The following is an 11450-nucleotide window of genomic DNA, read 5'->3' as shown; positions in this document are numbered from 1 at the left end:
ATCAAAGAACATAGGTCTTTAATGAAATCCAGAGAGGTTTCAAAGGCAAAAATCGTGATTTTTTTGCCAAAGGTTCTATGCTTTTGATAGGAGGAAAAATCATGGTAGAAGAAAAGAATAATCTGTTAATTGACGTGAATGAAAAGCCAAAGCCGGCACAATGGGCGCTGCTTAGCTTTCAGCACGTCTTTGCTATGTTTGGGGCAACGGTATTAGTTCCAATCATCACTGGTTTTCCAGTATCGGTTGCATTGTTTGCATCTGGTATTGGTACGCTGATTTATGTCCTTTGCACAAAAGGAAAAGTACCGGTATATCTTGGTTCATCATTTGCTTATATCTCAGCGGTCTTGATTGCCAAGGAAGCGATGGGCGGTGATGTCAGCGCGGCTCAGACAGGCTTGATCTTAGTGGGTCTGATTTATGTAGCGGTAGCCTTTATCGTTAAGGTTATCGGTAAGGATTGGATTGACAAGCTGCTGCCGCCGATTGTAATCGGTCCGATGATCGCGGTAATCGGTTTAGGCTTAGCGGCTAACGCGGTCGGCAATGCACAGTTTGTAGAAGGCGGTGACTGGCGCGGCATGCTAGTGGCAGTAGCAACCTTTATCATCACTGCTTTGGTATCTACCAAAGCAAAGGGCTTCTTTAAAATCATACCTTTCCTGGTCGGTATCATCTGCGGTTATCTGATTGCTTTAGCGGTGGGTATCGTTGATTTTCAACCGGTGAATGACGTATTGGCAAGCGGTAAGATTTTCTCTCTGCCGCAGTTTATCCTGCCGTTTAAAGTGGGTAATTTTGATACCTATCAGCTTTATTTCGGCCCGGAAACATTTGCTTTGCTGCCGGTAGCTATCGTAACGATCTCTGAGCATATCGGGGATCATACGGTACTGGGCAAGGTCTGCGGACGCAACTTCTTAAAAGATCCGGGACTTGACCGCACCTTGATGGGTGATGGTATCGCAACTGCGGTTTCAGCTTTTCTGGGCGGCCCGGCAAATACGACTTATGGTGAAAATACCGGGGTTATCGGCATGACTAAGGTTGCTTCTGTATATGTAACGAGCGGCGCGGCAATTATCGCTATCTGTCTGTCATGCATCAACATTGTATCTGCACTGATTGAAACAATTCCTAACCCAGTGCTGGGCGGTATGAGCATCCTGCTTTACGGTGTCATCGCCAGCAACGGTCTGCGGGTTTTAATTGACAATCAAGTAAACTTCGACAAACAGCGCAATCTGATCATCGCATCAGCAATGCTGGTAATTGGCTTAGGCGGCGCGGTATTGCCAATGGGTAAACTGATCACTTTATCAGGTACAGCATTATCCGCCTTTGTCGGTGTCGTACTGAATCTGATTCTGCCTAAAGAAGATTAAATATTATGCCTGAAATCATCTCGGTTTCAGGTTTTTATTTTTAAGCAAGAGTCTGCTTTGAAATTGCTTGAATCAGATTTCTTAATCAACAAAAAAATGCACTATCATGACATAGTGCATTTTGTCTATTATTTTATAAGATTGAAATAAACATTTCTTCGTAGCTTGGTACTGGGAAGTTTTCTTTAGAAATCTCACTCTCAATGCGATCTACGGCTTTACGCAAGCTGTGACGCGCTGATACGATTGTTTCAAATGCATAATAACCTTTTTCACGATTCGTCGCGCTCTTGCTGACGGCTGTAAGCAGGTTATTTAATTCATCATAGCGTTTCTGAACATTATCGAGGATTTCTAAGAGCGTATTGATTTTAGTTTCATAGAAAGCATTTTTAATATTCAAAGATGCGTATGCATCAGAATAGAATTTGATTTCCTTAATTAATGCCGGCAATAAGGTTTTCTTAGTCATTGCCATCAGTGTGTTTGATTCAATCAGAACCTTCTTATAATACTGTTCATAGAGAATGTCTGCACGGGCTTTCAGTTCAACCTCGGAGAGCACTTTATTGCGTTCAAACAAACCGATAGCTTTATCACTGATCAATGATTCAATAGAATAGATATATGCAGGGATATTTGGCAAACCGCGTTCTTCAGCTTCTTTGATCCATTCTTTTGAATAACCGTCACCGCTGAATAGAATACGTTTATGCTCACGAATAACACGCTGGCAGATTTCTAATGCCTTATCGCGTACATCCTGAATATATTTCAGCGGTTCAAGTTCATTGGCAAATTCACTGAGACTATCCGCGACAATGGTATTCAATACAATGTTTGTAGTAGCTGCGGAAAGTGATGAACCAACCATACGGAATTCAAATTTATTACCAGTGAAAGCAAAAGGTGAAGTACGGTTGCGGTCACTAGTATCTTTCGGTACATAGGAAAGGTTGCTGATTGAGAAAGGTGTTGTTTCAACATTATGCTCGATTTTTAAGCTCTTCTCAAGCTGGAAAAGGATTTGTTCGAGTTCCTGTCCCATACAGATGCTGATGATTGCCGGTGGTGCTTCATTCGCTCCCAAACGCAGATCATTATTAATATCTGAGCTGGCCATTCTCAATAATTCAGGATATGTGTCAACGGCTTTGATAACCGCACAGACAAAAAGCAGAAAGCGAATATTTTCATGCGGTTTATCACCAGGTTCTAACAGATTTTGACCGTCATCGGTTACCAATGACCAGTTGTTGTGTTTACCGCTGCCGTTAACGCCTTTAAATGGTTTTTCATGAAAAATACAAGCCAGATCATGCAGATCCGCTACCTTTTTCAATACATCCATGATCAGCTGATTCTGATCCACTGCGATATTAGCATCAGCAAACAGCGGTGCAATCTCAAACTGGCAGGGAGCCGCTTCATTATGTTCGGTTTTGGCATAGATGCCCAATTTCCATAATTCCACGTTAACTTCCTTCATAAATGCTTTTACCCGGTTAGGAATCGATCCGAAATAATGTTCAGCAAGATCCTGACCGATCGGCGGCACATTGCCAAATAATGTACGGCCGGTATTAATTAAATCACTGCGCTGCTGATACAGCTTTTTATCAATTAAGAAATATTCCTGTTCCAAGCCGACCATGGCGGTTACCCGCTTGATATCTTTATCCTTAAAAGCGTTGACGATGCGTGTCGCTTCTTTATTTAAGGCTTCTAAAGATTTCAACAGCGGTGCTTTCTTATCTAATGTTTCACCGTTATAGGAAACAAAAATAGTTGGGATACAAAGAATGTTATCGCGTACAAAGGCCGGTGATGTACAGTCCCAATACGTATAGCCGCGGGCTTCAAAGGTAGCTCGTAAGCCGCCGCTTGGAAAGCTGGAAGCATCGCCTTCACCCTTGATCAGTGATTTGCCGCTGAAACGGGAAATTGCCTGATAGTCGCCGGGTTCTACAAAAGCATCATGCTTTTCGGCGGTATTGCCGCTCATTGGCTGGAACCAATGGGAATAATGGGTTGCCCCTTTTTCCATTGCCCAAATCTTCATTGCATGCGCAATGGCATCGGCTGTATTACGATCTAAAGCGTCTTCCTTGCGGATCGCTGTTTTCCATTTAGTATAAACCGGATATGGAAGTCTTTCCTTCATGACCGACTCACTGAAAAGATTAATTCCAAAATCATCAAAAGGATGTTTATCATTCATAAGTTTGCTTGTCCTCCAATAGTTAGAATATACGGCATCATATCAAAAAAGTAAACAAAAAATTAAATAAATTTTATGTTTTATTGATAAAATGAGAAAAAAATGACAAAAAATTCAATTTAAAATCATAAATCTGAATTAAAAGCTAAATTAGCATTCTTAGCTTTACCCACATTTTTTATAGTTATATCCATTGAATGAAGACATAAATTGGGATATAATAACAATAAGGGTAAAATAAGGAAATACGTTAAAGTATATTCCTGGAAAGAGGTTAATATGAATTTAAAAGGAACTAAAACAGAACAAAATTTAATGACTGCATTTGCGGGTGAATCACAGGCTACAAATAAGTACACTTATTATGCCAGCAAAGCTAAAAAGGACGGTTATGTTCAGATTTCCGACTTATTCATGAAAACAGCCAACAATGAAAGAGAACATGCGAAATTATGGTTCAAACTGCTTCATGACGGTATGCCTTCAACAGTTGAAAATCTAAAAGACGCGGCAGCTGGTGAAAACTATGAATGGACTGATATGTATGCTACTTTCGCAAAAGAAGCAAGAGAAGAAGGCTTTACTGAAATTGCTGAAATGATGGAAGGTGTTGCGAAGATTGAAAAGCATCATGAAGAAAGATATCGTAAACTGTTAGCTAATATTGAAGGTAATGTAGTATTCGCTAAAGATGGTGTAGTTGTTTGGGAATGTCTGAACTGCGGTCATCTGCATGTAGGCAGTGAAGCACCTGAAGTTTGCCCGGTATGTAATCATCCAAAATCTTATTTCGCATTGGACGTAGAAAATTACTAAAATTGGAAATCCGGCTCATAACCGGATTTTTACTTTGTGAAAAGCTAAATTTATATTGATTTAATTTTTTTATTGTGTAGAATAGAGGGTACTTGTAGTAGCATTGAGTAATGCCTAGAAGGGGATGTGTATGAACTTTATACAAGAAAAGTTAGCAAAAATGCGAATTTCACGTAAAATAGCCTTAAGCTTTGTGGTAGTTATTTTGATGGGCGCATTTTTGCTGACATTGCCAATCAGTAACCGCGGCTGGACATGGCTGAATCCATTGGATGCCTTATTTACCGCAACCAGTGCAACGTGTGTGACCGGATTGGTGACTAAGGTAACCGCTGATCAGTTTACGATGTTTGGACAGCTTGTCATCCTGCTGATGATTCAAATCGGCGGTTTAGGCTTGATGACAATTGTCGCTATCTTTATTATCCATTTAAAAAGCCGTCTGTCATTAAATGACAGGCTGATGATGAAGGAGATGCTGAATCAGGACTCTTTATCTGATATGCACAATTTTATTCGCAGTATTCTTCGGTATACGTTAATCTTTGAAGGCTGCGGCGCCATTTTGCTGGCCATTCGCTTCATTCCGCAATATGCGCCTGAATATGGGATTGTCAGAGGGATATTCAACTCGATTTTTATTTCCATTTCGGCATTCTGTAACGCTGGTTTTGATACCATGAGCGCTACTTCGCTGATGCCGTATGTTGATGATCCATTGGTAAATATCGTAGTGATGCTGCTGATTGTTTTAGGCGGTCTGGGCTTTGCTGTCTGGTTTGATTTGCGTGATCGTTTCAGAGATATGCGCAAAGGCAAATTTACGCCGTCACGGTTTTGGAAATATTTATCTTTACATACGAAGCTTGTCTTGCTTATGACATCATTTTTGATTGTTGTACCGGCAGTGCTTATCTTTTGCGTGGAATACAATAATCCGGCTACATTAGGTGCTTTATCACTGCCAGGCAAGCTGTTTGCGGCTTTGTTTCAGTCGGTGACACTGCGTACGGCAGGCTTTGCATCCTTGGATATCGCGTCTTTGCATCAAAGCACTAAATTCTTGATGATTATTTGTATGTTCATCGGCGGTTCGCCGGGCGGTACGGCAGGCGGTGTTAAAACGACAACGATTGCGGTATTGGCGCTGCTGGTTTTAAATCAGCTGAAAAATCGTGATGAGGTTGTTGCGTTTAAGCGTTCAATTACCCAAAGTGTTGTGATCCGTTCCGCGATGATTTTATTTATCAATCTATTTTCGCTGGTGATTGGTTTGTTTATCCTGACCTTGAGTGAAAAGGCAACATTCCTACATTTGTTCTTTGAGGCAGTATCAGCGATGGCAACCGTTGGGCTCAGTGCCAATGTAACGCCGACCTTGACGGTTGTGGGAAAAGTGGTTATTATTTTATTGATGTATATTGGTCGTATCGGTGTTATCACACTGATCATTTCGATTATCAGAGGAAAAGGCAGTGCCCAGAAGACACTGAGTTATCCTTCTGGTCATGTAATCGTCGGTTAGGAGATCTAAATGAAAAAGCTAAATAATCGTACATTTGCAGTATTGGGATTAGGTATCTTTGGTTCAACGGTAGCTAAAACCTTAAGTGAATATAACTGTGAGGTTATCGCGGTTGATTTGGATATTAAATGCGTTGACCGCATGGCGGATATCTGTACAAGCGCTAATCAGGGAGATATTACTGATTTAGAAACGCTGAGAGCTGCCGGTATCGGTGATTGTGATGTTGCTGTCGTAGCGGTAGGGTCGCATCTTGAAGAAAGCATCATGGCAATCATGAATCTTCATGAGTTAAAGGTGCCATATATTGTTGCGAAAGCAAAGAATAAACGCTATATGGAGATTCTGAAGGCAATTGGCGCGGATAAGGTCATTCGTCCGGAGAAGGAAATGGGTGAGCGGGTTGCCAAGAGTCTGCTGAGTCAAAATATTGTGGATATGATCGATATCGATGATACTTATTCAGTTGTTGAAATGAACGCGCCTAGAAGCTGGGTCGGCAAATCGCTGATTGAACTTGATGCCCGTCGTAAATTTGGTATCAATGTTTTGGGTATCCGTAAAAGCAATGAGTCTCGTTTGAGTATTTCACCATCTGCGGAATATGTCATTGCTGCTGAAGATCATTTGCTGGTTATTGCTGAAATGCAGACATTTGAGAAGTTTGAATTTATTAATAGTATATAAAAACAAAGCTGAGGTCTTGTGACTTCAGCTTTTAATTATAGGACTTTGCAATACTTAATTATTTTTAACCATTTTAGACATGTCTTTCACAAAGCGGCTCATCAGCGGCAAATAGGTTGCAGCCATTAAGGTTGCGGCACCGACAGCGACAGTCTTGCGATGTTCCTTTTTAACACTTAAGCCAATCAAGACACCGATTGAGCCAAGACATAATTTTAACTGTCCCATTTCAGTAATGGTCATCGTTTTGATATACGCATCGGCACAGCTGAATAATTTTTTCATATTTTATCCTCTCTTTCTGCTTTTAGTATAGCACAGTAATTTAGGATTGGCGTATCTTTTAGGGCAAGAACGTTGACCTGGAAGGGATTGGAAAACTATAATTATTACATTATAAAGAAAGGGTACAAATTATGATAAGTAAACATGAATTTTCCGCAATTCGGATACCGATAGAAAAGGATAATCCAGCCATTGTGCGAAATGAAGAATTATGTATTAAATGCGGCCAGTGCCGTAAAGTATGCGAAGAGGAGATCGCAGTTGGCCGAATGTATGATTTAGCGGCTACTAATGATACAGCGGTATGCATCCATTGCGGTCAGTGTGCGAATGTCTGTCCGGTTAACTCAATCAGTGAGGTGGATGACACTTATAAGATCAAACAGGCAATGCAGGATCCGTCTATGCGGATCGTTGTTTCAACATCACCTTCAGTAAGAGTTGCCTTAGGTGAGGAGTTTGGCATGCCAGCCGGAACATTCGTGGAGGGCTTAATGGTTGCGGCTTTGCGCAGCTTGGGCTTTCATTATGTTTTGGATACAAATTTTTCAGCTGATCTGACAATTATGGAAGAAGCAGCTGAACTTGTGAAGCGAATCAGCACACATGGTACTTTGCCGCAGTTTACGAGCTGCTGCCCGGCGTGGGTTAAGTTTGTGGAAACCTTCTATCCGGAAATGCGCAATCATTTATCGAGCGCCAAAAGTCCAATCGGCATGCAGGGGCCGACAATTAAAACTTATTTCGCGCAGAAGCAGAAGCTTGCCGCTGATCGTATTTTTAATGTGGCGCTGACGCCATGCACCGCTAAAAAATTTGAAATTGGCCGGCCGGAGATGAATGCAGCCGCTGCTGAGCTGGATGATGTAAATCTGCGTGATATGGATGCGGTCATTACTACCCGTGAGTTAGCCCGCTGGCTGAAGGCGGAGGGCATTGATCTGAACGCACTGAAACCAAGTGAATATGATTCGTTTATGGGACCGGCATCGGGAGCTGGTATTATCTTCGGCAACACTGGCGGGGTTATGGAAGCGGCAATCCGGACAGCCTATTGGATGCTTACCGATGAGAATCCTAAGGCGGATCTTGTGAAGCTTACACCGGTTCGCGGCATGGATGGAATTCGTGAAGCCGAACTTGAAATTAATGGGATACCGGTCAGGGCAGCGGTCGTTCATGGAACGGAGAATGCCCGTCAGCTGATGGAAAAGATTAAAGCTAAGGCAGTTAATTATGATTTTGTGGAAGTAATGACATGCCGCGGCGGCTGTATTGGCGGCGGCGGTCAGCCTAAGAGTGCGGTACCGATGAATGATGAAATCCGTCAGGCACGTATTGATTCACTGTATCAAAAGGATGCGGACAGCACGATTCGTTTTTCACATGAAAACCCGCAGATTCAAGCGGTTTATAAAGAATTTTATTCAAAGCCTTTAAGCGAAAAAGCAGAAAGGTTCCTGCATACTGAATATGTGGACCGCAGTGCGATATTGAATGGTGTGCATCCTAAGGTAACGAATATACTGCCAAAAGCTGAACCGGCATCAAAAACAGCGACAAGCCGTTTTAAATGTATGATCTGCGGATATGTGGCGGAGATGGATGAGCTGCCTGAGGATTATAAGTGTCCGATTTGCTTTCAGGGCAGAGAGATGTTTGAAGAAATCAAAACCTCAAAGCCTGAAGCTGAACCAAAGCCTCAATCAGTGAAACGCCGCTTTAAATGTATGATCTGCGGATATGTGGCGGAGATGGATGAATTGCCAGAAGATTATAAATGTCCGATATGTTTCCAGGGCAGAGAAATGTTTGAAGAAATAGTGTAAAAAAAAACAAGGCGGAAAATTCTGCCTTGTTTTAATGATTGCGGTCATAGATCGTTTTCAGACCTTTGAATGTCAAATCAGGATCATAGGTATCAATCATTGCTGTGTTGCTGCAGATGATGCGGCCTAAACCGCCGGTCGCAATCACTTTCATATCGCTGATGCCCAGCTCCTTCTTAAACTGTGTGATGATATACTCGCATTGGCCGATGTAGCCGTAAACTAGGCCTGCCTGCATCGATGTGATGGTGTTTTTCGCAAGAATTGTATCCGGCTTCTTAATTTCAATTTCCGGCAGCTTGGCGGCCTGTGTCCATAGGGCTTTGGCACTGATTTCTATGCCGGGAGCGGTAATGCCATATTGGAAGATACCATCTTTGCTGACATAGTCATAGGTTGTGGCGGTGCCGAAATCGATGACCAGCGCGTTGCCGCCATAGGTTGCCATACAGCCTGCCAGATCGACAATGCGGTCAGCTCCCACTGAGCGGGGATCGTCAGTGCGGACGGAAATGCCGGTTTTTAAACCAGGACCAATGATGATCGGTTCTTTATGGATGTATTTGCGGATACTGTTGGTAAAGGCATGCATCACCTTAGGGACTACTGAGGAAATGATTACGTCTTCAATCGTATTGGCGTGAATATCAAAGGCATGCATGAAATTAATCAGATTGCTGCCATATTCATCACTGGTACGAATGGTTTTCGTTGTCAGACGGAATGTTGCCTTGATGGTATCCTCATCAAAAAAGGCGATGGTCATATTAGTATTGCCGATGTCTACTGTCATTAACATGATTTATTTCTCCTTTAAATGGGCTGCCGCGGTTTTTAATATAACTGCCGCGCAGTCATCTTTGCTCATCAAATCATAGGTTTTCTCCTCTGTTTCAGAGAGAATGGTAATGCGGTTGGTATCACCTTGAAAACCAGCGCCGCTTTCACTGATGGAATTGGCCACAAGCAGGTCGCAGTTCTTTAGGGCACGTTTTTTTCGGGCATTCGCCAGTACATTTTCTGTTTCCATGGCAAAGCCAATCAACAGCTGATGCGTCTTATGAGCGCCGCACCAAGCTAGAATGTCTTCGTTTTTTACCAATTGCAGTGTCAGTGTTTCACTGGCCTTTTTTATTTTTTGCTGCGCAGGCTGTGCACAGCGGTAATCACTGACTGCTGCGGCCTTGATTACAATATCCGCTTCATCAAATTGTGCCTTGATTGCTTCTGCCATGGCGGCGGCGTTGGGCGTGTGAATCGTTTTGATGAACTGCGGCGGCTGAACACTCATCGATGCGTGTATCAATGTCACATCAGCACCCATGCGCTGTGCCTGACGAGCCAGTGCGCAGCCCATCTTGCCTGAGGAATGATTGGTGATAAAGCGTACCGGATCGATGGCTTCCATTGTAGCACCGGCGGTGATGATTACTTTTTTACCAGCTAATTCATCACTGCTATGCAAACATCGATCAATGGCAGCCTTCAATGTCTCAAGATCTGCCAGCTTACCCATGCCCGCATCACCGCATGCCAGATGGCCGCTGATCGGCTCAATGATCTGAATGCCATAATGCTTCGCCAGCTTCAGATTATCCTGGGTGATGGGATTTTGAAACATAGCGGTATTCATAGCCGGTGCAATCAGTTTCGGACACTGGCAGGCGAGAAAGGTTGTTGTCAGCATATCGTCTGCCTGACCATGAACAATTTTCGCAATTACATTGGCGGTAGCCGGTGCGATGATGAAGCAGTCAGCTTTTTTCGCGATGCTGATATGCTGAGTTGATTTTTCAAAACGATGATCAAAAGTATCCACCATAACGGTATGATTCGTCAGCGCTTCAAAGGCCAGCGGCTGAATAAATTCACAGGCATTTTTAGTCATAATAACCTCGACATCAAGATCGAGCTTTACTAAATCACTGACCAACTGAACAGCTTTAAAAGCTGCCACACAGCCGCTGATGCCGACAACTACACATTTACGCATGAGATACTCCTTTCAAAAGTGGTTTAATCGCTTTATATATCGCAGATACAAGTATCAGTGCCAAGACTGCTTCCAGGATGCCATTGGTTGTGATGGTGCCCCAGATTACTCCCATCAGCGCGTCATAGGCTATGCCTTTTACCGCCGCGTAAGCCGGGCCGAAGAAAATATAAATACCTGCCAGAACTAAAACCGTATTGCATAAGGAGCCAATGATGGCGGCGGCAGCTACCGCGATGTTTTCATTGACCTTCAGCTTTTTTAAGCCAAGCATGACTAAGCCAGAGCTGACGCCAATCAAAATTCTTGGCACAAGGGCTACAAGCAATGAATTGAAATTGCCATGTAATTCACCGAATGAATAAAAGGGAGTAAATACAAAGCTGACTGGTGTTGGTGTGAGTGTATTCATCACTACACTGGTTAAACCAAAAACAGCGCCTAAAACAGCGCCTTCTTTCCATCCGCAGGCGACGGCGATTAAGATTACTGGGATATGAAGGGTTGTCGCTTTCAGCGGGCCGATGGGAATATAACCCAGCGGCGTAAGCATAAGGACTAGCTCAAAACCAATAAAAATACCTAATAAGGCCATTCTGCGTGTCTGCATTTTATTTTTCATGATGTTCTCCTTACTGTCACTCTTATAAAAGATGCAACGTAATAATGCGCATACATTATAAAACAGACTGATTTAAGTTTCAAG

General features: G+C 42.8%; 10 protein-coding genes. 5 read left to right on the top strand and 5 right to left on the bottom strand.

Features of this window, described 5'->3' with window-relative positions:
• Positions 1-101 precede the first annotated feature (101 nt).
• Positions 102-1388: a uracil-xanthine permease family protein gene (locus DWZ33_RS03635; RefSeq protein WP_022936776.1), complete on the top strand. Its 1287-nt coding sequence runs from the start codon at positions 102-104 to the stop codon at positions 1386-1388.
• A 133-nt stretch (positions 1389-1521) separates the two neighbouring features.
• On the opposite strand, the gene DWZ33_RS03630 is transcribed toward DWZ33_RS03635, so the two are convergent.
• The gene (locus tag DWZ33_RS03630) at positions 1522-3609 is read right to left on the bottom strand and encodes a glutamine synthetase III family protein (RefSeq protein WP_118453825.1); all 2088 of its coding nucleotides are present in this window, start codon (positions 3607-3609) and stop codon (positions 1522-1524) included.
• A 279-nt stretch (positions 3610-3888) separates the two neighbouring features.
• On the opposite strand from DWZ33_RS03630, the gene rbr reads away from it, so the two are divergent.
• From rbr to DWZ33_RS03615, 3 genes are all read left to right on the top strand, one after another.
• Complete coding sequence (rbr, locus tag DWZ33_RS03625; RefSeq protein ID WP_022936778.1) at positions 3889-4425, top strand: rubrerythrin; 537 nt, start codon at positions 3889-3891, stop codon at positions 4423-4425.
• Positions 4426-4555: 130 nt separating this feature from the next.
• Complete coding sequence (locus tag DWZ33_RS03620) at positions 4556-5950, top strand: TrkH family potassium uptake protein (RefSeq protein ID WP_022936779.1); 1395 nt, start codon at positions 4556-4558, stop codon at positions 5948-5950.
• 9 nt (positions 5951-5959) lie between these two features.
• Positions 5960-6637: a potassium channel family protein gene (locus DWZ33_RS03615; RefSeq protein WP_022936780.1), complete on the top strand. Its 678-nt coding sequence runs from the start codon at positions 5960-5962 to the stop codon at positions 6635-6637.
• A 54-nt stretch (positions 6638-6691) separates the two neighbouring features.
• Here DWZ33_RS03615 and DWZ33_RS03610 read toward each other — a convergent pair whose 3' ends face one another.
• Entirely contained in the window at positions 6692-6922 is a 231-nt protein-coding gene (locus DWZ33_RS03610; RefSeq protein ID WP_118453824.1) for a permease of phosphate ABC transporter, read from the bottom strand.
• Between the two features lie 131 nt (positions 6923-7053).
• On the opposite strand from DWZ33_RS03610, the gene DWZ33_RS03605 reads away from it, so the two are divergent.
• Positions 7054-8751, top strand: a complete 1698-nt coding sequence (locus DWZ33_RS03605; RefSeq protein ID WP_118453823.1) for a [FeFe] hydrogenase, group A — start codon at positions 7054-7056, stop codon at positions 8749-8751.
• A gap of 31 nt (positions 8752-8782) precedes the next feature.
• Here DWZ33_RS03605 and DWZ33_RS03600 read toward each other — a convergent pair whose 3' ends face one another.
• From DWZ33_RS03600 to DWZ33_RS03590, 3 genes are read right to left on the bottom strand one after another with little or no spacing between them, the layout of a single operon-like run.
• Positions 8783-9550, bottom strand: a complete 768-nt coding sequence (locus tag DWZ33_RS03600) for a type III pantothenate kinase (protein ID WP_118453822.1) — start codon at positions 9548-9550, stop codon at positions 8783-8785.
• A 3-nt stretch (positions 9551-9553) separates the two neighbouring features.
• Positions 9554-10744, bottom strand: coding sequence for a bifunctional phosphopantothenoylcysteine decarboxylase/phosphopantothenate--cysteine ligase CoaBC (gene coaBC, locus DWZ33_RS03595; RefSeq protein ID WP_118453821.1), 1191 nt, complete (start codon positions 10742-10744; stop codon positions 9554-9556).
• Positions 10737-11366 carry an ECF transporter S component gene (locus DWZ33_RS03590; protein WP_182425498.1) on the bottom strand — a complete coding sequence of 210 codons (630 nt, stop codon included), beginning with the start codon at positions 11364-11366 and terminating at the stop codon, positions 10737-10739. The genes coaBC and DWZ33_RS03590 overlap by 8 nt, the downstream gene beginning before the upstream one ends.
• Between the last annotated feature and the right edge of the window lie 84 nt (positions 11367-11450).

Origin of the sequence: Dielma fastidiosa (assembly GCF_003475485.1) — a bacterium.
In the GTDB taxonomy this organism is placed as follows: Bacteria; Bacillota_I; Bacilli_A; order Erysipelotrichales; family Erysipelotrichaceae; genus Dielma; species Dielma fastidiosa.
The sequence above is the reverse complement of the archived record's forward strand: the minus strand, read 5'-3'. Positions and strand labels throughout refer to the sequence as shown.

What these genes read in the sequence shown, in the direction of transcription:
- DWZ33_RS03635 (WP_022936776.1), top strand. Translation starts at nt 102, where the DNA reads ATGGTAGAAGAAAAGAATAATCTGTTAATTGACGTGAATGAAAAGCCA.
- DWZ33_RS03630 (WP_118453825.1), bottom strand. Translation starts at nt 3,609, where the DNA reads ATGAATGATAAACATCCTTTTGATGATTTTGGAATTAATCTTTTCAGT.
- rbr (WP_022936778.1), top strand. Translation starts at nt 3,889, where the DNA reads ATGAATTTAAAAGGAACTAAAACAGAACAAAATTTAATGACTGCATTT.
- DWZ33_RS03620 (WP_022936779.1), top strand. Translation starts at nt 4,556, where the DNA reads ATGAACTTTATACAAGAAAAGTTAGCAAAAATGCGAATTTCACGTAAA.
- DWZ33_RS03615 (WP_022936780.1), top strand. Translation starts at nt 5,960, where the DNA reads ATGAAAAAGCTAAATAATCGTACATTTGCAGTATTGGGATTAGGTATC.
- DWZ33_RS03610 (WP_118453824.1), bottom strand. Translation starts at nt 6,922, where the DNA reads ATGAAAAAATTATTCAGCTGTGCCGATGCGTATATCAAAACGATGACC.
- DWZ33_RS03605 (WP_118453823.1), top strand. Translation starts at nt 7,054, where the DNA reads ATGATAAGTAAACATGAATTTTCCGCAATTCGGATACCGATAGAAAAG.
- DWZ33_RS03600 (WP_118453822.1), bottom strand. Translation starts at nt 9,550, where the DNA reads ATGTTAATGACAGTAGACATCGGCAATACTAATATGACCATCGCCTTT.
- coaBC (WP_118453821.1), bottom strand. Translation starts at nt 10,744, where the DNA reads ATGCGTAAATGTGTAGTTGTCGGCATCAGCGGCTGTGTGGCAGCTTTT.
- DWZ33_RS03590 (WP_182425498.1), bottom strand. Translation starts at nt 11,366, where the DNA reads ATGAAAAATAAAATGCAGACACGCAGAATGGCCTTATTAGGTATTTTT.